This window comes from Xanthomonas albilineans (assembly GCF_009931595.1).
GTDB classification, from domain to species: Bacteria; Pseudomonadota; Gammaproteobacteria; order Xanthomonadales; family Xanthomonadaceae; genus Xanthomonas_A; species Xanthomonas_A albilineans.
In genome coordinates this window covers 1,951,907-1,973,280 of sequence record NZ_CP046570.1, presented here as the reverse complement: position 1 = coordinate 1,973,280, position 21,374 = coordinate 1,951,907, and the positions used below count along the sequence as shown (strand labels likewise).

Below are 21,374 nucleotides of genomic sequence, written 5' to 3'. Positions count from 1 at the left end.
TGCCGGGGTTGCCGATGAACTCGGACCGTCCCGCGATCCCGCTCAACCAACGTATCCGCCGCGAGATCGAAGCGCGTATCCGTAGCGGCGCGTGGCCTCCGGGCCACCGGATTCCGTTCGAGCACGAATTGATGGCGCAATACGGTTGCTCGCGGATGACGGTCAACAAGGTGCTGGCGCTGCTGGCCGATGCCGGCATGATCGAGCGCCGACGGCGTGCTGGCTCGTTCGTGGCACGCCCGCATCCGCACATGGAGCAGGCCGCGTTGGAAATCCCGGACATCCCGGTCGAGGTCGCCGCGCGTGGTCATGCCTACCGTTTCGTGTTGCTCGAACGCCAGCAGCGCGCTGCACATTCGGCACGACCACACGAGCAGGACGTCGCCACGGGAGGGACTTTGCTGGCCTTGCATTGCCTGCATTTCGCCGATGGCCGCCCATTCGCATTGGAAGAACGGGTGATCAACCCGGTGGCGGTACCGGAAGCCTTGCAGATGGATTTCGCGATCACCGCGCCGGGCAGTTGGCTGTTGCAACACGTGTCCTGGACGCGCGCAGAACACCGCATCAGTGCAGTTGGCGTCGACGCCGCGCAGGCAGCGTGGTTGCAAGTGGCGGCTGGCACGGCCTGCCTGTCGATTGATCGCCGCACCTGGCGCGGCGAGCTGCCGGTGACCTTCGTGCGCCAGGTGTTCCTCGGCGACACGTACGATCTGGTCGCGCGGTTCTCGCCTGGTGGGCGTTGAGGCGCTGCCGATGCTGCTGTGTCATGGGCGTCAGCACCATACTCCAGCGTGCGTTTGTCCTGCTCGCCACTCTCTGGCAAGTTAGCACCGAGGGCGGGCGAAGGGCCGTGGCCACGGAACGAGGGATAGCTGGGCATGACGTATTTCGTGACAGGTGCTACCGGCTTCATCGGCCGCTATTTGGTGACCAATTTGCTGCGGCGCAAAGGCATCGTGCATGTCCTGTTGCGCAAGGAGTCGCAGCGCAAGTTCGATGCGTTGGTGCGCGAACAGGGCTGGGATGCCAAGCGCCTGGTGGTGCTGCACGGCGACGTAGGTAGCGCGTCTTGCGGACTGGATGCGGCGCAGTGCAAGGCGCTCAATGGCAAGGTCAAGCACTTCTTCCACTTGGCCGCGCTGTACGATCTCACCGCCAAGGCCCAGGCGCAACGCCTGGCCAATCTCGACGGCACACGCAATGCGCTGGAACTGGCTGCGCAGATCGGCGCTGGCGTGTTCCACCACACCAGTTCGATCGCGGTGGCCGGGCTGTACCCGGGTGTTTTCCGTGAGGACATGTTCGAAGAAGCCGAGGGACTGGAGGATCCATATCTACGTACCAAGCACGACGCCGAGGCGCTGGTGCGCGCCGAGACGCGGATCAAGTGGCGTATCTATCGCCCGGCGATGGTGGTCGGCGATTCGCGCAGCGGCGCCATGGACAAGATCGACGGCCCGTATTACTTCTTCCCGCTGATTAAGAAGCTGCGTCAGCTATTGCCGCCGTGGGCGCCGATGCTGGGCATCGAAGGGGGGCGGATCAATCTGGTGCCGGTGGATTTCGTCGCCGATGCGATGGACCACATCGCGCATAAACCCAAACTCGATGGTCGCACCTTCCACCTGACCGATCCGGAACCGCGGCGCATGGGCGAGTTGCTCAACATCTTTTGCCGCGCTGGCCATGCACCGGAAATGACCTTGCGGGTGGATGCGCGGATGTTTGCATTCGTACCTGCCAACATTCGCGAGGCGATCGGTGGCCTGCCGCCAATCCAGCGCTTCACCGGCATGCTGTTGCGGGATTTTCGCATCCCACGCGAGGTGCTGAAGTTCATCACCTATCCGACCCGCTTCGATAGCCGCGAGACCGAGCGCGCACTCAAGGACAGCGGTATTGCGCTGCCACGCCTGGAAGACTACGCCTGGCGTCTGTGGGACTACTGGGAACGGCAACTGGACCCGGACCTATTCGTCGACCGCTCGCTCAAGGGCAAGGTGCGCGGCAAGGTTGTACTGATCACCGGCGGCTCTTCGGGCATCGGCCTGGCCACCGCACAGCGTGTTGCCGAGGCCGGCGCCATCACCCTGATCGTTGCGCGCGGCGAACAGGAACTGCATGCCGCACGCGATGCGATGAACGCCAAGGGCGGCAAGGTGTTCGCCTATACCGCCGACCTGTCGGATCTGGACGAGTGCGATCAGTTGCTCAAGACCGTGCTCCAAGCGCATGGCCGTGTCGATGTGTTGATCAACAACGCTGGTCGCTCGATCCGCCGCTCGATCGAACTCAGCTACGACCGCTTCCACGATTTCGAACGGACCATGCAATTGAACTACTTCGGCAGTCTGCGCTTGATCATGGGCGTGCTGCCGGGCATGACGACGCGGCGCAAGGGGCACATCATCAACGTCAGCTCGATCGGCGTGTTGGCCAATTCGCCGCGCTTCTCCGCGTATGTCGCCTCCAAGGCGGCGCTGGACGCCTGGAGCCGCTGTGCGCAGGGCGAACTGTCGAGCAAGGGCATCAGCTTCACCACGGTCAACATGCCGTTGGTGAAAACACCGATGATCGCTCCGACCAAGATGTACGACAACGTGCCGACGTTGAGCGTCGAGGAGGCCGCCGACCTGATGGTCAAGGCGATCATCGAGCGCCCCAGTCGCGTGGCGACGCGTCTGGGCATCTTTGCCGCGCTGGTCAACGCGTTGGCGCCAAAGGCCTATGAGGTGGTGATGAATACCGCCTTCGAATTGTTCCCGGATTCGGCCGCCGCCAAGGGCGACCGCAAGGCACTGCGCGAAGCCAAGCCGAGCCAGGAGCAGATCGCATTCGCCGCGCTGATGCGCGGGGTGCATTGGTGAGGAGAGGTCTGTTTCTGGACGAGGGCCTCGGGATTGGCAAGCGCTGTCTATCGGCTTGCCGCGATGACACGCGTTTTGACCTTGCCGATGCGCTAGCGATGCGATGCATAACGGAGGGACGCTGCTGGCAACGCCCCTCTTGATGGATTCCGTTTTCGCGTTTGGCTCTGAGCTCAGTTAACGAAACGACGGCGTCGCTGCCAGATGGGCGCACGGGCGCTGACAGTGCTCGGAATCCTCATACGCCACTGCACACGGCGGCTCCTGCGTGCTGTCCGCGCTCGCTGGACAGCGACTGGCGATGTTTTGTTAGCCAGCTCTTAAAATGTTTGACACTGCCGCCAGCGTACCGGTTCAGCGTGGCCTGGGCGCGGGTTGAGTTGGATGCGAACGCTCCGCAGCGAGGAATAGCGCTCCACCTCGTTGCAGATGCGCGGCCACACTTGGGCGTCTTCGCCGTTGCGGTCGATCACCAGCGTGATCGGTGTCTGCCAGATGCCACGAATCACCCCTGGGGTTCGTGCCAGGGCTTTGGAGATCGAATGACGTTGGCTCTGCTCGCTCGCCGGGTCCGGTGGCGACACATCTGCACGACTTTCAGCATGTCCATCCACGACGTGGCCGGTAATAGGCTGGGCTGAGTCGGCGCCGACCGTTGCCGCGCTGTGGGCGGCCACAGGTGTCTGTGCAATCGCCACTAGAGCCGTGCTTGTTGCGGGCTCGGCCGCGCCGACGTGTTGTAGCAGGCCGCCGATGCCAAGTAAAAGTCCGAGGGTGAGCGCGGCCAGAGCCGCGATGCTGATATGCCGTTGTGCGCGTCGGCGGCTGGCGCCGACGACCCCGTCTTCCAGTTCGCTTGGCAGATATGGTTTGAGCATCGGCCAGATGCGGCGACCATCGAGGATCTCTACCGCCTGTTTCTCGGCGGCGGCGATGCCGTCGCGTTCCACCTTGCCTTCGGTGATCAGGATGCTACCCCGAGCGCCCATCAGCCGTGCCGTCGTACCTAATTCGTTGACTGCGCTTGAGCCGATCCGGTATGCGCGGCCGTGTTTGCACGACAGTAGCCAGCGCTCGCCGCCGCGCACCATCACGAAATCGCTTTTTGGTTCCAGTGATGCGTCTTCTTCCACGATCGGGTCGTGGAGGTCGCGTTGCTCGCGCATCGCGCGCCGCACCATGCGGGAAAAATCGCGCCAGTGCAGGCCCACCAGGGCATTCAGCCCGGCCGTGGTCTCGTTTTCGCGACGCCTGACCACCCAGAGGTAAAGGCTGGTGGCGAGCCATACCGTCACTGCCAATACGATTGCCACAATCCAGGAGGACATGCTTACACTCGTGTATACAATTCGAGACACGAGTGTATCGTTAGCGCGTCAAGGTCCCGGCAAGGCCGCATCAGGAAGGCGGCGGATTAGTAAAGGCCCGCTTAATACTGAAACCGCCAGGGGCGTTGAGCGAACGGTCTTCTGCCGGACCGGCGCTGCCGCTGCGACGGCAGTCAGGGCAACGCCGTCATTCCTTAGGTGTCCCGGTACGTTGGCGGCTGGCGAGCTTGGTGGATGCCGCCTTGGTCGCTGCGGACTTCGCCGGCCCTCGCGCTGGTGTCGCAGGTTTGCCCGCACCGGTGCGGGGTGTCGATGTTTTGGATGTCCGTTTCGCCGCCGTGGGGGTTTTGCCAGCCGGTTGCGCGCTCCGGCCCCTACCGCCAAGATGGCGCAGTTCGGCATTCAACGTGTCCACGCGCTCAATTAGGGCGCCGAGGTCTTCCCGGCTAGGGACTTCCAGCCGGCGCAGCGCGCGCTGTACCCGGTCTTCGAACACTTTCTCCAGCCGGTCCCAGGTATCGGCTGCACGCTCGCGGGCCTGACCGACCCGGTTTTCGACTGCATCGCGTACCGCATCGACGCTACCGCCGGCCAGCTTGCGGGTGTTCTCTTCCAGGCTCAGCCCCTCCTTGACCAGGGTTTCGAACAGCTTGCCGCCTTCAGCCTGGGCACGGCCGAAGGCGCCCACGCCAGCGAGCCAGACTTGTTGTGCCGATTCGCCCAGGCGCTTGGACAGTTTCTCGGCCTGTGTCTGCAGGCTGTCGTCGGCGACAGTGGAACTGCGCCGCTTACGTGCGGATTTCTTCAAAGTGGCCATGACGATACGTTTCCTTCGGCAGATGGGTGGCTGAGTTGGAGACTTAAACTTACGACGTTGACTAGAGTAATCACACAACCCTGTCGCTGCAGTAGCGCGTGGCCGACGGTGGGGCTAATTGTTGTCCGGCGGTCTCTGCCGGGCGCGGCGGTTGGCGCGGTGCTGTGCGACCACCTGATCCACATCGTCGAGCGCACGTCGCAGCCGCGCGGTGGTTTCGGTCATGCGTCGCGGCTGCACGTCAACGCCATCGAGGAAGGTGCGGTGGCGGTCGTTGAGGATCGCATGGCGCAGCGCGATGCCGTGCGCGGCCAGCATCGGCTCCAGCGTCTGCGCGTTGCGACGCAAATCGGACAGTGTGTTGCGGTAGGCAAGTTGGCACACCCGGTGGCGTGCGGAATAGCTGAACAAATTGGTGAAGAACAGTTCGCTGTTGTCGGCATTGGGCTCGAACACCATCTGGTCGATCTGCGGATATTGCCGTGCGTATTTCTCCAGCCCGACCTGCATGCGCGACTGCAGCAGCGTGCGGAAGGTCTGCGACAGCACCGCTGGCAGACCGCCGGCAAGTAGCCGCGCGCGGTCGATGTGGCCGTTGCGGCGCGGTGCGTGGGTGGCGTCGTAGGGCACCAGCGGATTGATCCCGATCATCAGGTCGATGCCGCGTTCCAGCAGGGTGGAGGCGTGCATCGTGCGCCGCAGCGCACCGTCCACGTAGTGGTGCCCGTCGATTTCCACCGGCGGATACAGCCCGGGCAGCGCGGCACTGGCCTGCACCGCGAGCGAGATCGGCACCTGATCCAGTCCGCGCTCGCCGAAGCGCACGGTACGGCCGCTGTCCAGGTCCACCGCGACCACGAACAGATCCGTGTCCAGCGCGCGGAAGTCGTTACTGCGGCCACGGCGGCTGAACACGTCCTGCAGGAAGCGCTCCACGCCGGCGTTGTCGAACAGCCCACTGGGGACCAGACCGCCGAAGCGGCTGATCAGATCCGACCAGCGTGTCTTGCGCGGCTCGGTCAGCAGATCGTGCCACCAGCCATAGGCCAGCCGCGGCAGGGTGGCGGCACGGCGCAGGTATTCGTAGACGTTGGGACGGAGGAAGTCCTCGGGCCGGAAATGCGCATCGTCGCTGTTGCCGGTGACGAAGATCCGGCAAATCTCGGCGCTGCTCACCCGGTTGGCCAGGCCAGCGGTCAGGAACGCGCCGGAACTGACCCCCACGTAGCAATCCAGGCGGGTCAGGTCCAGCCCGTCCAGTGCCTCGTCCAGCGCCCGCAACGCCCCCAGGCCGTACATGCCGCCGATCGGACCACCGCCGGCGATGGCAAGACCGATGCGGCCGTTGGAACGGGGGCGTGGCGAGGCGCTGTGGAGGGAAAGCATGCGCGGTCCGCGAGGGGCAGTGGTGTGAGTGTAGCCGAGCGCGGTGATGATTGCGGTCGTGCGGGACTACGACCATCATCGGCGGTCATGGCACGCAGCACTCTCGTCTTGGAACGACTCGCTCGCCGTTTGGCCTGGCACCAGGCGCTGCACGATCCGGCACGCGAGCCGCGTAACGCGCTGCCCTGGTTGCAAGAACTGCGGCGCTGGCAGTCGCAGCGGCTGGAGCGCAGTTTCGCGCACTTTTTGCAAGATCCGCAGCGGCGTCCTGCGGCGATGTTCTTTCTCACCGACGTCTATGGCGACCGCGATTTCAGCCGTCGCGATGCCGATATCGTCAAGGTACTGCCAATGATGCAGCGGCTGATGCCCGCTGCGTTGCTGGGCACGGTCGTCGATGCCATCGAGCTGGGCGCGTTGACTCACGCCCTTGATCTGCGCATGGCTGTCGTGCTGCAAGCACTGGCGCCGAAGGAGCAGCGCCTGGAGACGGACCTCTATGCCCAGGCTTACCGGCGGTCGGGCTTGCCGCGTTTACGTCAGCGCCAGATCGAGCTGATCGCCGACGTCGGTCTTGGTCTGGCCTCGGCGGTACGGACCCCGGGCGTACGCATGCTGCTGCGCTTCGCCCGCGGTCCTGCCAAGGCGGCAGGATTGTCGGAGCTACAGGGATTCCTGGAGCGTGGTTTCGATGCGTTCTCCAGGCTAGGCGATGCGAAGGGCTTTATCAGTTATATCGAAACTGCCGAATGCGCCGCGTCGCGGCGGCTGTTCGCCTGTCACCCACAGCCGTTCGCGTTCGACTGACGCTGCTGCACAAGCCTGTCGTCCAAGTCCGCCATCCACTTAGCTCTCAACCAGAGCGCTGGCCCCAGCGTAGTGGGATGTGGGAGCGAGGTCGCTGTCGCCCGCTTACCCAGAGTCGAAGCGCCGATTGCGGCGCTCAGCTGAGTTTTTCGGAGAGAACCCGCTGGATCTCGCTTTCCACCGTGCCCTTCATTGCCGATAGCAGGAAGCCCAGTTCGGCCGTCACATGCACCTGTTTGGGTAACAGTTCGATGCGCCCGTCCACCCCGGAGCGTGAAAACAGCAGCGCATCGCCCTCCCAACGCGATTCCAGATCGAAGCGTTCGGCCAGTTTTTTGGCGGCGGCGTCGATCGCCTTGCGCGCTTGCGCGGGGGTCTTGCCATGGTCGTGACGGATGTCGATGCTGGACATGCTGGCTCCTGCGCGGGTGAACAACCCGCATGAACGATCCTGCATTGTGCGGATGTACGCCGCATTGTCCAGGTGTCACGCGCTTCTGCGCACGCCTTCAACCTGCTAGGCTGCGCGCCGTGCCCGATCTGCAAGTCCATTTCAGCAACCGTCAACAACCCGACTGGCCCCTGCGCGCGGGCATACATTGCATCGTGCGACTGGCTTCCGGTGAGGTGAGACTGGTCGAGGACAGCGAGGGAGCGCGGCTGCTTGCGCAGTTTCGCCTGGATCAACGCGGTTTGTGGTTGCAGGTCGCTGACGGCAGTCGCGGCATCCACGTGAACGGACGACGGGTGCGGCGCATGGCGCTGCTGCGCGCTGGCGACGCGGTCTACGCCGACGGCGTGGAAATGGTGCTGCAGGGAGCCTGTCAATCGCTGCAACGCCCGCCCGATCCCCGCGATACCGCGGACGAAGATCCTTGTCTTGTCCTGCGAGGCCTCGGCGGCCAGCATCACGGCCGCAGTTTCACCCTTGACCGGGTGCGCCATGTCGGCCGCCTGCGCGAGTGCGACATCCGCATCGACGACCCCGCCTTCGCCGAGCGCCATGCACGTCTGGAGCGACATGGCGAGCGAGTGCTGTTGCGCAGCCTCGGCGACGCGCAGACCCAGGTCAATGGCATCGTGGTGCGCAACTGTTGGCTGCAATCGGGCGATCAAGTGGTGTTCGACGCACAACACCGCTTCGTATTGGAAATGCCGCAGGCAAGCGGCGGCGAGCCGCAGATGCGCGATCCGGCGCGTGCGGCGCAGACACCGACGCACACCGCGATGGCGCGTCCAGCAACTGTGCGCCGGTGGCCGTGGCTGTTGCTCAGCGCGCTGCTATTGGCCGCCGCGCTCAGCGGATTGCTGTGGTTCGGCGCGCGCTGAGCGCACGCCAGCCACGCCAGCCCAGCAGCGAGGCCAGGATCGCTGCGTACAGCAATGGTTCGCGGATATCCGATTTCACCAGCCACCAAAAATGCAGCACTGCCAGCACGCCGATCGCGTAGATGGCCTTGTGCAACTTGCCCCAGTTGCGCTTGAGCCGGCGCATCCAGCCCTGGGTGGAGGTGATCGCCAGCGGGATCAGCAGCAGCCAGGCGAGGAAGCCGACCGTGATGTAGGGACGCTTGACGATCTCCTCGAAGATTTGTGCCCAGTAACCGCGCAAATCCAATCCCAGATAAGCGACCACATGTACGCAGGCGTAGAAGAACGCGTACAGCCCGAGCATGCGCCGGAAGCGCAGCAGCACCGCTTGCCCGGTCAGTTGCCGCAGTGGCGTGATGGCCAGGGTCAGCAGCAACAGCCGCAACGCCCAGATGCCGGTGCGGTGCTCGACCGCGGCCACCGGATCGGCCCCGAGTGCATCGTTGCCGGTCTGCCATACCTGCCAGAACTGCCAACCCAGCCAAGCTATCGGCAGCATCGTCAGTCCATGCACCATCGTTTTGGCGGCAATCAGGCTGCCCGATGCCCGACGGCTCACGCAGCCATCTCGCAGTGCATTGCCATTGCGTCCGTCGTTTTCGAGCCCCCAATCAGCTCTCCAGAGTCGCGCACGCTCAGTACCATTTCTTCAGATCCATCCCAGCATAAAGTGCCGCGACCTGATCGGCGTAGCCGTTGAATGGGCGGGTTGGGATGCGTTCGGCGAACAGTTTGCTGGCTTTGCCGGCGATGCGACGTTCGGTTTTCTGGCTCCAGCGCGGGTGGTCCACGGCGGGATTGACGTTGGAGAAGAAACCGTATTCGGAAGGTTGCAGCTCATGCCATGCGGTCTCCGGCATGCGTTCGACAAAGCGGATCTCGACGATCGACTTGATGCTCTTGAAGCCGTATTTCCATGGCACCACCAGGCGTAGCGGCGCACCGTTCTGCTGTGGCAATGGTTTGCCATACAGGCCGGTGGCGAGCAGGGTCAGCGGGTGCATCGCCTCGTCGATACGCAGGCCTTCCTTGTACGGCCAGTCGATCGAGCGGTAGCGGATGCCCGGCATTTGCTGTGGATCGGCCAGTGTGGTGAAGGCGACGTACTTGGCCTTGGAGGTCGGCGCGAAGCGCTTGAGTACTTCGCCCAACGGCACGCCCAGCCATGGAATCACCATCGACCAGCCTTCGACGCAGCGCAGGCGGTAGATGCGCTCCTCCGGCGTACTGCCCTTGAGCAGGTCGTTCAGCGCCAGGGTGCCGGGTTTGTCGCATTCGCCGGAAACCTTGACCGACCAGGGCGAGGTGCGAAGGGTCTTGGCCGCTTTCGACGGATCGGTCTTGTCGGTGCCGAACTCGTAGAAGTTGTTGTAGCTGGTCACGTCCTCGTAGCGGGTGAGTTCTTCATTGGTACGGAAGCCGCTGCGGGCTTGTTCCACGGTCACGACGGTTTTCGGTGGTGCTGGTGGCTCGGCGGCGGCGCAGCCGACCAGGCCCGACATCGGCCCCAGCGCTAACACTTGCAGTAGGCGACGCCGGTCGCGGTAGACCGCCTCGTCGGTGATCTCGCGGCTGGGAATCTTGAGGGCATCGCGCAAGGACATGGCGGACTCCTGGCTGGAGGCGAGTGAGTGATGACAGGGGCTTCAGCACAGATTACGCGTCTGCCAGGCCAATGGATGCATCTGCAACCTAAATTGCCGGGCCGCAAGCTGTTGCACTGCGGCATACTAGAGGGCCTTTCGGATAGGTGCCCCATGACCCGCGCGTTCAATTTCAGTGCCGGCCCCGCTGCCTTGCCGGAATCGGTCCTGCGTCAGGCGCAGGCGGAGATGTTGGAGTGGAATGGCGTGGGGGCTTCCCTCGTCGAGCTGAGTCATCGCGGCCCCGAATTTATGGAAGTGGCGGCGCAGGCCGAGGCTGATCTACGGCAGTTGCTCGGCATTTCCGACGATTACGCCGTGCTGTTCCTGTCCGGTGGGGCCACCACCCAGCAGGCGCTGCTAGCATTGAACTTCGCCGCGCCGGGGCAGACCGTGGACTACGTGGTCACCGGGCACTGGAGCAAGACGGCGATCAAACAGGTCACGCCTTACGTCAAGGTCCATGTGGCTGCCAGCAGCGAGGCCGATGATTTCCGCGATATTCCTGCGCGTACCGGCTGGCAGCTCAGCGCCGATGCCGCTTATGTCCACATCACCGCCAACGAAACCATTCATGGCGTGGAATTCCGCGAGACGCCGGACGTCGGGGCGGTGCCGCTGTTCGCCGATTTCAGTTCCAGCATCGCCTCCGAGCCGATCGACGTCTCCAACTACGCGCTGCTGTATGCCGGTGCGCAGAAAAATCTTGGCCCGGTGGGTGTGGCGGTGGTGATCGTCCGTCGCGATCTGTTGCAGCGCGCAGGGCAGCCGCGAGCGGACATCTTCGACTACCGCTCGCATGTGGCGCGCGACTCGATGCTCAACACGCCGCCGACCTGGAACTGGTATCTGGCCGGGCTGGTATTCAAGTGGATGTTGGCCGAGGGCGGGGTGGAGGAATTCGCGCGCCGCAACCGCGCCAAGTCGGGGCTGGTGTACGCGGCAATCGACGCCTCCGGCGGCTTCTACCGCAACCAAGTGGTGCCTGCGGCGCGTTCGCGGATGAATATCCCGTTCTTCCTGCCCGACGAAACCCTCACCGCGCGTTTTGTCGCCGAGTCCAAGGCGGCCGGGCTCCTGGCGTTGAAGGGGCATAAGGCGGTCGGTGGCATTCGCGCCTCGCTGTACAACGCGATGCCATTTGCCGGAGCGCAGGCATTGGTCGATTTCATGCGCGATTTCCAGCAACGCAACGGCTGAGTCGTCACTGTAGAAGCGGCTTCAGCCGCGACCGGATGGCCTTGTCGGTACATCCGGAATATCAAGGAACCATGAGCCATGGCCGCAAAGCCGAAAAAATCCCCCTCCGCTGGTGCCAAAGCGGGCAAGCCCACCTCCGGCAGCGTCGCCAAATCCGCCGCTTCACCCGCGCTGGCCGACGTGCGTGCCAAGATCGACGAGATCGACCGTACCATCCAGGCTTTGATCGCCGAGCGTGCGCAGTTTGCCCGCCAGGTCGGCCTGGCCAAGGGCAAGCTTGCTGCGGCGGTGGACTACTACCGTCCGGAGCGCGAGGCGCAAGTGCTGCGGATGGTGGTGGACCGTAACCAGGGCCCGCTCAGCGACGAAGTGCTGGTGCACGTGTTCCGCGAGATCATGTCGGCGTGTCTGGCGCAGCAGGAGCCGCTCAAGGTCGGCTATCTCGGCCCTGAAGGCACCTTCAGCCAGCAGGCGGTGCTCAAGCACTTCGGCCGCTCGGCGGTGGGCATGCCGATGGCGTCGATCGAGGAAGTGTTCCAGGAAGTGGAGAACGGCAATGCCGATTTCGGCGTGGTGCCGGTGGAAAATTCCGGGCAGGGCACCATCCAGGTCACCCTGGACATGTTCATCACTTCCAAGCTGAAGATTTGTGGCGAGACCGAGTTGCGCGTGCATCAGTTCCTCCTGTCGCGCAGTGGGCGGCTGGATGCGATCGAGCGCATCTACGCGCATCCGCAGGCGTTCGCGCAGACCGCCGGCTGGTTGCGCGCGCACTTGCCGAAGGTCGAGAAGATCCCTGTGTCCAGCAATGCCGAGGGCGCGCGCCGCGCGCGCAATGCCGACGATGCGGCCGCGATTGGCGGAGAGAGCGCGGCGCAGGTGTACGCGCTTAAGAAGGTCGTCACCAAGTCGATCGAGGACGATGCCGACAACACCACGCGTTTCCTGGTGATCGGGCGCAAGATTTTTCCGCCGTCCGGGCATGATCGCACGTCGGTGCTGGTGTTCATTCACGACAAGCCTGGCGCCCTGTTCGATGTGCTCAGCCCATTCGCGCGGCATGGCATCAGCATGAATCGGATCGAGTCGCGTCCATCGCATCAGGGGAAGTGGGAGTACGGATTCTTCATCGACTTGGCCGGGCACGTGGAGGACGAGGCGATGAAGCAGGCGTTGGCCGAATTGAAGGCGCACTCGGCGCAGATCAAGGTGTTGGGGGCGTATCCGGTGTCAGTGCCTTGATCGTGTTGCCGATGCCAAGAGTGCGTTGTCGAGAATCATGGCAGCGTGGCGGGGCCCTTCGGGGCTTGGTGTGACTTTCAGGAACGATGATGAGCAACGAGCAAGGCTGGATCGCAACCAAAGGAACTGCACTGCAGGGTACGCTGACGGTGCCGGGCGATAAATCGGTATCGCACCGGGCGGTGATGTTCGCGGCGCTGGCCGATGGTGTGTCGCGGATCGATGGGTTCCTCGAAGGCGAGGATACACGCTCGACTGCGGCGATCTTCGCCAAGCTTGGGGTGCGGATCGAAACGCCGTCGCCATCGCAGCGCCTTGTACATGGCGTTGGCGTCGATGGGCTGCGGGCGCCACAGGGCGAATTGGATTGCGGCAATGCTGGCACCGGCATGCGTCTGCTCGCCGGCCTGCTCGCGGCGCAGCCGTTTAACAGCGTGCTGGTCGGCGATGCGTCGTTGTCCAAGCGGCCGATGCGTCGGGTGACCGAGCCGCTGGCGTTGATGGGGGCGCGGATCGACACCGCGGCCAATGGCGTGCCGCCGCTGCGCATCCATGGTGGTCAGGCATTGCGTGCGATCGATTTCGTCTCGCCGGTGGCCAGCGCGCAGGTCAAGTCCGCCGTGCTGCTGGCTGGGTTGTATGCAGAGGGTGTCACCTTCGTGCAGGAGCCGCATCCCACCCGCGACTACACCGAGCGCATGTTGTCCGCGTTCGGGGTAGAGATCGCGTTCGCACCGGGGCAGGCGCGCTTGCGCGGCGGTCAGCGCCTGCGTGCCACCGATATCGCGGTGCCGGCGGATTTCTCTTCTGCCGCGTTCTTTATTGTTGCGGCCAGCATCATCCCCGGCTCGGACATCACTTTGAAGGCAGTCGGACTCAATCCGCGTCGCACGGGTCTGCTCGCGGCGCTACGGCTGATGGGCGCCGACATCGTCGAGCACAACCACAGCGAGCATGGCGGCGAGCCGGTGGCCGATCTGCGCGTGCGTTATGCCCTGCTGCGTGGTGCCAAGATCCCGGAAACGGTGGTGCCGGACATGATCGACGAATTCCCTGCGTTGTTTATCGCCGCCGCTGCGGCGCAGGGGCGGACCGTGGTCAGCGGTGCTGCCGAATTGCGAGTGAAGGAGTCGGATCGGTTGGCGGCGATGGCCACCGGTCTGCGCACGCTCGGCATTGTTGTCGATGAGACGCCGGACGGTGCCACCATCCACGGCGGTACGTTGGGCGCGGGCACGATCGAAAGTCACGGCGATCACCGCATCGCGATGGCCTTCGCCATCGCCGGGCAGTTGGCACAGGGTGAAGTGAGAATCGAAGAGGTCGCCAATGTGGCGACGTCATTCCCGGGGTTCGACGCATTGGCGCGTCATGCGGGGTTCGCTTTGCGCGAAGCCTGATGGCGCAGTGGGAGCACTGCGCGCCCAGCGCGCACTCGTGGGTATCAGCCTGGGCGCTTCTGCGGCGGCGGCGGGTCGTTGGCCGGTGTCGCCGATGACGTGTGTGGGCTGCTGATACCAGCCTCTTGATCGAACCCTAGCCACCACCCGCAAGCCCCCAATGCCAGGACGATCACGATCATCCATGCCCACGGAGAACCTTGGTCTGCACCTACCTCTGGCGCACGGTCGTGTCGCCAGTCATTCGGATGCGGTGTTGTCTTGTAGTGACTCGACATGACGGCACTCCTGCACCGTGAGAGGACGCCTGTAGTGTTGTCCAAGATCCTCGCGCGCTGTGTCACTTGCATGTGAACACGGTCGCTGTGTCAGGGCTTGGATTCAGCTACGGTCCCGGCTTGAAATCGATCGGGATATCGATGCTGGCTGGCACCGGCCGTCCGTTCTGTTGCGCGGGACGGAACCGCCAGCGGCGCACGCTTTCCATCGCCGCGCGGTCCAGATCGCGCGAGCCGCTGCGTTTGATCAGCGTCACGCCAGTGGGCATCCCGCTGTTGTCCACGTCGACGTGGACCAACACCGTGCCGGCCTCGCCACGACGCAACGCCTCCGCCGGATAGCGTGGTGGCGGCATTTGACCTTCGATCGGTACCGGCCGGTCGCTTGTCGCCGATGCCCTGGCGACAGGGGAGTGGACGCTAGCTTCGGCGCCGGTTGTCCCCGCGCTCGACGTGCGCACAGGTGGTGGAGTGGGGGCGGTTTCGACCAGCTTCGGCGTCTCCTGCGGCGGTGACGGTTTGGCCTGCGGCATCTCGCTGGCGCCGTTGCTGGCGGGTAGCGGTTCAGGTAGAGGTTTGATCGGTGCCGTCTCCTGCGCTACTTGTGCTGTCTGCGCTTGGTGGAAATCCTCGTCTTTGCGTCCGAACAGCCAGACCACCGAGAACAACAGCAGACCGGTGGCGAAGGCGCTGCCTGTGATCGCGAGCAGGCGCCACGGTAGATGCAACACGCGGTCGGAGTTGGAGGACGGGGAGGAGGCGGGCATGGGATTCACCGTGGGTAGCGCATCGATTCTGGCATGGGGGTGGTGAATCCCGCCCTGCGTTGCCAGGCGTCGGCAAAGCCACGCCAGACAGGCGATAATGGCGTATTCATTGCCACTGCCCGCCGCGTCCATGCTCGATCCCGCTTTGCTTCGCCAACAGCCCGCCGTCCTTGCCGAGCAGCTGCGCAGCCGTCGTGGCTATGTCTTGGATGTGCTCGCACTGGACGCTCTGGAGGCCGACCGTAAGCGCATCCAGGTGCGGACTCAGGAATTGCAGAGCCTGCGCAACAGCCGTTCCAAGGCGATTGGCCAAGCCAAGGCAAAGGGTGAGGATGTGGCTGCGTTGATGGCCGAGGTGGCTGGATTCGGTGACGAGCTGAAGGCGTCGGAGCAGCGTCTGGACGAGATCCGCGCCCAGTTGGAAACGCTGGCGCTGGAGATTCCCAATCTGCCGCAGGCCGACGTGCCGACCGGCAAGGACGAGGTCGACAACGTCGAAGTGCAGCGTTGGGGGACGCCACGCACGTTCGATTTCCCGGTCAAGGATCATGTCGAGCTGGGGATGCAACACGGTTGGCTGGACGGCGAATCCGCCGCCAAGCTGTCGGGCGCGCGTTTCACCGTGCTGCGGGGTCCGATTGCGCGGCTGCATCGCGCCTTGGCACAGTTCATGCTCGATCTGCACACCGGTCCGCATGCGTATCAAGAAACCAACGTACCGGTGATCGTCAACGCCGACAGCCTCTACGGCACCGGCCAATTGCCCAAGTTCGAGGAAGACATGTTCGCCACTGCGCTGGGCGAACAAAAGCGCTACCTGATTTCCACTTCCGAGATCTCGCTGACCAATCTGGTCCGCGACGAGATCGTCGAAGCCGAGCGGCTGCCGTTGCGCATGACCGCGCATTCGTTGTGCTTCCGCTCCGAAGCCGGTAGCGGTGGCCGCGATACCCGCGGCATGATTCGCCAACATCAGTTTGAGAAGGTGGAATTGGTGAGCGTGTGCCGACCCGAAGAGAGCGCGGCCGAACACGAACGCATGACCCGTTGCGCCGAAGTGGTGCTGGAGACGCTCGGACTGCCGTACCGCAAGATGCTGCTGTGTAGCGGCGACATGGGGTTTTCGGCGAGCAAAACCTACGACCTGGAAGTCTGGCTGCCCTCGCAGCAGACCTTTCGCGAGATTTCTTCCTGCTCCAATTGCGGCGATTTCCAGGCACGGCGCATGCAGGCGCGTTGGCGCAATCCCGCCACCGGCAAGCCCGAGCTGCTGCACACGCTCAACGGCTCCGGTACCGCCGTTGGCCGCGCGATGATCGCGGTGATGGAGAACTATCAGAACGCCGATGGCTCGATCAGCGTGCCCCAGGCGCTGCAGTCCTATATGGGGGGTGTCGAACGTATCGGTTGAGAGTGGCTAACAAACGATGGCTTTGCTGCCGGACACGCCGCGGGCGGTGTCCGGAATCCTTATGTCCCTGAGCAAGGCGTTTCCTGCGCGCTGTCCGCGCCCGCTGGACATGGCCGCCGCTCTTAGAGGGCGGGATGGGGGGCCGGGGCGCATGATGATAGGGTATCGTGGCGAATGCGGTCGCTTTATACGGCCTATGTCGTTGTAAGATGAGAGCCGATCGGATCCGATTGTCCCCATCGTTCTGAATATCGAAAAGAACATGCACGACCTCAACGACCTGTACTACTTCGCGATGGTGGTCGATCACGGTGGCTTTGCCGCTGCCGAGCGTGCGCTGGGGATTCCCAAGTCGCGCTTGAGCCGCCGCATCAGTCAGCTGGAAAGCGACCTGGGCGTGCGTCTGCTGCAACGTTCCACGCGCCGCTTCGCCGTCACCGACCTGGGAATGAACGTGCACCGCCACGCGCAGATGATGCTGGCCGAAGCCCAGGCCGCGCGCGAAGTGGTGGACCGGCTGAGCGTCGAGCCGCGTGGCCTGGTCCGGGTCAGCGTGCCGGTATCGTTGGCGCAGATGCAATTGCCTAAATTGTTGCCCATGTTCCTTGATCGATATCCCAAGGTGCGGTTGCAGTTGAACATCAGCAACCGTCGCGTGGACATAATCAACGAAGGCTACGACGTCGCCTTGCGCGTGCGCTCGCGCCTGGACGACGATGGCAGTCTGGTGATGCGCAGCTTCGGCCAGGTGCAGGAACTGCTGGTGGCCAGCCCCAAATACCTCGACCGCGCTGGCCGCCCCAAGGAGCCGGAAGAGTTGGCTTCGCACGTGACCCTGAGCATTAGCGAGGACGAGGTGCGCCAACACTGGGAACTGCATGGCCCTGCGGGCGAAGTACGACGTGTTGATTTGCAGCCGCGCGTGGCAGGGTTCGATTTCCCGCTGCTGCAATCGATGGTCAAGGACGGCTTCGGTGTCACCTTGCTGCCCGAGACGGTCTGTGCGGAGGCGGTGCGCAACGGCGAACTGGAAGTGGTATTGCCGAAATGGTCCTTGCCGCAGGGTATCTGCCATGCGGTGTTCGCTTCGCGCCGTGGCCTGTTGCCGGCGGTGCGGGTGTTCATCGACTTCCTTGCCGAACACCTGCCAGGGCAGCTCGAAGCCTCGCGTCTGCACTGTGGCAGTGACAGTCGATAGCGGACCAGCTGTCGGTCGAGGTGGGCGAGCAAAACACGCGCTGGCGTGCGAAAATGCACCCTAGTGTTGGCAGGCAGCAGCATGTGCGATGTCTGCCTTGGCGCAGCGAGAAGTCATGTGCACGTCGATAGGGTCGACATGGCGTGCGCATATGCCGCAGAATTTTTCCGGCGGTATGCAGTAGTTCCAAATCGGAGAGATGGCCGAGCGGTTTAAGGCACCGGTCTTGAAAACCGGCGAAGGGTCAAACCTTCCGTGGGTTCGAATCCCACTCTCTCCGCCATATTCTATATGAACGAGTGAATTGTATTGATTTGGGTGCGAAAATTGATGTCTGAGGCGGGACACAAATCCCGATGCGTATCCTTAATGACCTCGTTCGATCCTCCTCCGATCACTGGTTCTTCCGCCAAAGCGTTCTCATCGATCTGCAAACCGTCTTGGAACCGAAGGCCATCAAGCTAACCCTCCACACGAAAGAACGGCTTAGTGAGCTGCTACGAGCGCTGATGTAGTACACCGATGCAGAAGCCCGCGTGGCAATCACGGATCGGAGTTATTGAGGACGCGAGGTGTAGGGTGGCCAGATGCTGCACCTAGGCAAGTTCAAGTCGCTGATGCGACTGCAATGGCACTGGATCAAGCGGAGGCAGGCGGTGGAAGCGGTGATCGGGCATTTGAAGCAGGAACATAGGCTGAGCCGCTACTGGTTCAAGGGCGCTCAGAGCGATGCACTGAAAGCCATCGGCGCCGCGGTCGGTTACAGCCTATGCCAGCTGATGCGTTGGATCGCTTTTTTGCGTACCTGGATTCGTGCCATCGTGCTGGCGCCGATGATCGCCAAGTCAACGCTATATTCAATTGGGATTTGATGGAAGCGATTTTTCAAGGCAGACGAAATGGAAGCTTACACTGCGCGTCGGATGTGACCGGCGCCCGATGTCGGTTAACAGGAAAGACATAGGACTGGGACATCACCGGGGGGACGTTAGCGCGATGGAGAACAAGCTGCCATTCCGTGATGAACTCGCGAGCAAGTTTCGAGCGGAGACCGAAACGATTTCCGCATGTTTGCTTGTTTTTTGTGAGATTACCCATTCCAAGGCCATCCAACATATGGATAGTGCTCTCTTGCGATGGTTGGATTTCCGGCTTCGGTTTGTGGATCCGAAGCCTCGTCCACTTGTGTATTCGAAAAGTTTCCCCAGGCGCTTGTACGGTGAAGTCGGACGAGCACTTGCCGTATTTGAACAGTACAGCTTGGCTGGCGAAGACCTCAATCCCTTTCAGGGAAAGGGATTGACCAAGCACCACGACACCAGCGGGATCAAATCGCAAAACAGAACAGACCTCTTGTGGGCAGACTGGGGCATCCATCACTTCCACTTGGTACCGCGTTCCGGGAAGATGGATTCCTACTATGCAGATCGTTCTGAGCACCTGCTATTTGCCGTCGTTTTCGACAACGTGATCGCGTGCCTGGATATCAAGTCCCATGAAGCGATGGAAAATCGGGCTTTGCTCGAGGCGTTCGTGCGCAGTTGGCCCGATGAGGCGGAACGCTTCCGTCTTAAAGGGGCGTTCCCGCAGCACACCGCGCAGTTCTCGGAAGCAGATATCAAAAAACTTCGACACGCAGGTATCGCATCTACCGTTACCGTGGATGATGCGATCTATATGCCCGGTGGCATCACCTGCGCATCAACGCCAACAAGGGTCACATTGGCTTACTGGCAGACAGCCAGAGGAGCGGACGCTATAGCGCATATTGCGATCAACGAAGTCATCCGTGACCGCGGGGCGTGGCAGGAAGCCGATTTGCCGCACCTCAGCTTGGCGTTGACGCCGCGGGGGATCGGAATTTGCGATGATCGAAGCAACAAGTGTTGGCAATTGCCAAGGGCCAAAGGGGAGTGGGCTGATCATCCCGTGGGGCGCTGGCATGATTTGATGCTTCCGGAATGGATTGAGGGGAAGGTGGCTGAGGCCGTCGCGAAAACTAGAGTCTGACTTGGATGGCCGTGATCGCCTTCGCGAGCTCGCTCACCGCTTCCATCCTCTCCGCCAGTTTTTGGGGAAGGTGCCTCCACCCATCCTGTATAACTTTGGGCTACTCTGCCTGCGTTGATGGGAAATCGCCAATGTACGGGTGTGCAGCCGCGCATGCGTGCCGTCACGCATGGCTTGGTGCGCGTCACGGTCGGGCTTACCATGGGCATCCTCTGCGGACTGCGGAAGCTCGCGCCCCCCGCGCCAGCGGCACGCTGCCGCAGATGCCCAACAAAGGAACGGCATGCCTGTCGAAACTCTGTTCGATCCGTCCCCGCGTATTGCCGTCATCGGCCTCGGATATGTTGGCCTGCCGCTGGCGGTGGCGTTCGGTGCGCGCTACGACACCCTTGGCTACGACATCGATGCACAACGGGTGGCACAACTGCGTGCTGGGTACGATCAGACCTTGGAGATGCAGCCGGAGGAGTTGCGCGCTGGCGTACAGGTGCACTACAGCGACGATGTGGCCGCGTTGCGTGACCGCACGGTCTACATCGTCACCGTGCCGACCCCGATCGATGCGCAGGAGCAGCCGGACTTGCAGCCGCTGCGTCAGGCCAGCCAATTGTTGGCTGGCGTACTCAAGCGCGGCGATCTGGTGATCTACGAATCTACGGTGTACCCGGGTACTACCGAGGAAGTGTGCGTGCCGCTGCTGGAGCAGGGCTCGGGCTTGCGCTGCAACGTCGACTTTCATTGCGGCTACAGCCCGGAGCGGGTCAGTCCCGGCGATCGCCAGCGGCGCCTCACCGATATACGCAAGATCACTTCCGGCTCCAATCCCACCGCTGCCGCAGCAGTCGATGCGCTGTACGCGGAGATCATCACGGCCGGCACTTGGCGTGCGCCTTCGATCCGTGTAGCCGAGGCGGCCAAGGTGGTGGAAAACATCCAGCGCGACGTCAATATCGCCCTGGTCAACGAATTGGCGTTGATCTTCGATCGGCTGGACATTGATACCCACGATGTGTTGGAGGCAGCGGGTACCAAGTGGAACTTCCTGCCGTTCCGACCTGGTCTGGTTGGCGGCCATTGCATTGGCGTGGACCCGTATTACTTGCTGCACAAGTCCGAAAGCGTCGGCTATCACCCGGATCTGATCCATACCGCGCGCAAGGTCAATAACCGGGTCGGCGCGCATGTCGCCGCGCGGGTGCAGGCGTTGCTGGCCGGCAAGGGCGTGCCGATGGTGGCGGCCCATGTACTTGTGCTCGGTGTCACCTTCAAGGAAAACTGCCCGGACTTGCGCAATAGTCGAGCGCTGGAATTGGTCCAGACGTTGGCTGCCACCGGTGCCCGAGTGGACGCTTGCGACCCTTGGGCCGATCCGCAGGCTGCGCGTGCGCATGGCGTCGACCTGCTGCCCGCGCCGGTCCCTGGTCGTTACGATGCGGTGGTGCTGGCGGTGGCGCACGATGCTTACCGCGGCTTCGCTGCCACGCAGATTCGTGCGCTCGGTAACTCGGATCTAGTGGTCTACGACGTCAAATCGGTGTGGCCGCGCGAGGTGGTGGACGACCGGCTGTAGCCGCGTCGCCCTTGTCCGAATGGTTGGCTGGCGCTGTACGCGGGCGGAGCGGGGCAGTCGCGCTCCGACGTCATTG

Annotated in this window: 18 protein-coding genes, 1 tRNA gene and 1 pseudogene; 13 read left to right on the top strand and 7 right to left on the bottom strand. The window is 63.1% G+C overall.

The window, feature by feature from the left end; genetic code table 11:
* Positions 1–14: 14 nt before the first annotated feature.
* Positions 15–746, top strand: coding sequence for a histidine utilization transcriptional repressor HutC (gene hutC / locus XaFJ1_RS08255; RefSeq protein WP_045757288.1), 732 nt, complete (start codon positions 15–17; stop codon positions 744–746).
* A gap of 135 nt (positions 747–881) precedes the next feature.
* Positions 882–2,870, top strand: coding sequence for an SDR family oxidoreductase (locus XaFJ1_RS08250; protein WP_012916210.1), 1,989 nt, complete (start codon positions 882–884; stop codon positions 2,868–2,870).
* Positions 2,871–3,190: 320 nt separating this feature from the next.
* On the opposite strand, the gene XaFJ1_RS08245 is transcribed toward XaFJ1_RS08250, so the two are convergent.
* The 3 genes from XaFJ1_RS08245 to XaFJ1_RS08235 form a co-directional block, all read right to left on the bottom strand.
* Positions 3,191–4,198, bottom strand: coding sequence for a restriction endonuclease (locus XaFJ1_RS08245; protein ID WP_012916209.1), 1,008 nt, complete (start codon positions 4,196–4,198; stop codon positions 3,191–3,193).
* A gap of 187 nt (positions 4,199–4,385) precedes the next feature.
* Positions 4,386–5,015, bottom strand: a complete 630-nt coding sequence (locus XaFJ1_RS08240) for a phasin family protein (protein WP_012916208.1) — start codon at positions 5,013–5,015, stop codon at positions 4,386–4,388.
* Between the two features lie 114 nt (positions 5,016–5,129).
* Entirely contained in the window at positions 5,130–6,401 is a 1,272-nt protein-coding gene (locus XaFJ1_RS08235) for a patatin-like phospholipase family protein (protein WP_012916207.1), read from the bottom strand.
* 108 nt (positions 6,402–6,509) lie between these two features.
* Between XaFJ1_RS08235 and XaFJ1_RS08230 the strand changes: the two genes are divergently transcribed.
* Positions 6,510–7,208, top strand: a complete 699-nt coding sequence (locus XaFJ1_RS08230; protein ID WP_230598071.1) for a DUF8198 family protein — start codon at positions 6,510–6,512, stop codon at positions 7,206–7,208.
* 136 nt (positions 7,209–7,344) lie between these two features.
* Here the strand turns inward: XaFJ1_RS08230 and XaFJ1_RS08225 are convergent, their stop codons facing one another.
* The gene (locus tag XaFJ1_RS08225; RefSeq protein WP_012916205.1) at positions 7,345–7,620 is read right to left on the bottom strand and encodes a polyhydroxyalkanoic acid system family protein; all 276 of its coding nucleotides are present in this window, start codon (positions 7,618–7,620) and stop codon (positions 7,345–7,347) included.
* 119 nt (positions 7,621–7,739) lie between these two features.
* Between XaFJ1_RS08225 and XaFJ1_RS08220 the strand changes: the two genes are divergently transcribed.
* Positions 7,740–8,537: an FHA domain-containing protein gene (locus tag XaFJ1_RS08220; RefSeq protein ID WP_045756880.1), complete on the top strand. Its 798-nt coding sequence runs from the start codon at positions 7,740–7,742 to the stop codon at positions 8,535–8,537.
* Here the strand turns inward: XaFJ1_RS08220 and msrQ are convergent.
* Together msrQ and msrP are read right to left on the bottom strand one after the other, a co-directional pair.
* The gene (gene msrQ / locus XaFJ1_RS08215; protein ID WP_045757287.1) at positions 8,506–9,096 is read right to left on the bottom strand and encodes a protein-methionine-sulfoxide reductase heme-binding subunit MsrQ; all 591 of its coding nucleotides are present in this window, start codon (positions 9,094–9,096) and stop codon (positions 8,506–8,508) included. The genes XaFJ1_RS08220 and msrQ overlap by 32 nt on opposite strands.
* Positions 9,097–9,214: 118 nt before the next feature.
* Complete coding sequence (msrP, locus tag XaFJ1_RS08210) at positions 9,215–10,183, bottom strand: protein-methionine-sulfoxide reductase catalytic subunit MsrP (RefSeq protein ID WP_012916202.1); 969 nt, start codon at positions 10,181–10,183, stop codon at positions 9,215–9,217.
* 153 nt (positions 10,184–10,336) lie between these two features.
* On the opposite strand from msrP, the gene serC reads away from it, so the two are divergent.
* From serC to aroA, 3 genes are all read left to right on the top strand, one after another.
* Positions 10,337–11,422 carry a 3-phosphoserine/phosphohydroxythreonine transaminase gene (gene serC / locus XaFJ1_RS08205; RefSeq protein WP_012916201.1) on the top strand — a complete coding sequence of 362 codons (1,086 nt, stop codon included), beginning with the start codon at positions 10,337–10,339 and terminating at the stop codon, positions 11,420–11,422.
* 78 nt (positions 11,423–11,500) lie between these two features.
* Positions 11,501–12,664, top strand: coding sequence for a prephenate dehydratase (gene pheA / locus XaFJ1_RS08200; protein ID WP_012916200.1), 1,164 nt, complete (start codon positions 11,501–11,503; stop codon positions 12,662–12,664).
* An 86-nt stretch (positions 12,665–12,750) separates the two neighbouring features.
* Positions 12,751–14,064 carry a 3-phosphoshikimate 1-carboxyvinyltransferase gene (gene aroA, locus XaFJ1_RS08195; RefSeq protein ID WP_012916199.1) on the top strand — a complete coding sequence of 438 codons (1,314 nt, stop codon included), beginning with the start codon at positions 12,751–12,753 and terminating at the stop codon, positions 14,062–14,064.
* 385 nt (positions 14,065–14,449) lie between these two features.
* On the opposite strand, the gene XaFJ1_RS08190 is transcribed toward aroA, so the two are convergent.
* Positions 14,450–15,109, bottom strand: coding sequence for an energy transducer TonB (locus XaFJ1_RS08190; protein ID WP_012916198.1), 660 nt, complete (start codon positions 15,107–15,109; stop codon positions 14,450–14,452).
* 130 nt (positions 15,110–15,239) lie between these two features.
* Between XaFJ1_RS08190 and serS the strand changes: the two genes are divergently transcribed.
* The 6 genes and pseudogenes from serS to XaFJ1_RS08160 all read left to right on the top strand — a co-directional run bounded on the left by serS (position 15,240) and on the right by XaFJ1_RS08160 (position 21,298).
* Positions 15,240–16,520, top strand: a complete 1,281-nt coding sequence (serS, locus tag XaFJ1_RS08185) for a serine--tRNA ligase (protein WP_045757286.1) — start codon at positions 15,240–15,242, stop codon at positions 16,518–16,520.
* 262 nt (positions 16,521–16,782) lie between these two features.
* Positions 16,783–17,718, top strand: a complete 936-nt coding sequence (locus XaFJ1_RS08180; RefSeq protein ID WP_012916196.1) for a LysR family transcriptional regulator — start codon at positions 16,783–16,785, stop codon at positions 17,716–17,718.
* A 193-nt stretch (positions 17,719–17,911) separates the two neighbouring features.
* A tRNA-Ser gene (locus XaFJ1_RS08175) sits at positions 17,912–18,001 on the top strand.
* Between the two features lie 295 nt (positions 18,002–18,296).
* A pseudogene (locus XaFJ1_RS08170) lies at positions 18,297–18,590 on the top strand (IS5/IS1182 family transposase); the annotation flags it as partial.
* A 124-nt stretch (positions 18,591–18,714) separates the two neighbouring features.
* A complete protein-coding gene (locus XaFJ1_RS08165; RefSeq protein ID WP_012916194.1) occupies positions 18,715–19,728 on the top strand; it encodes a hypothetical protein in 1,014 nt (337 codons plus the stop codon).
* A 283-nt stretch (positions 19,729–20,011) separates the two neighbouring features.
* Positions 20,012–21,298 carry a nucleotide sugar dehydrogenase gene (locus tag XaFJ1_RS08160; protein WP_012916193.1) on the top strand — a complete coding sequence of 429 codons (1,287 nt, stop codon included), beginning with the start codon at positions 20,012–20,014 and terminating at the stop codon, positions 21,296–21,298.
* Positions 21,299–21,374 lie beyond the last annotated feature (76 nt).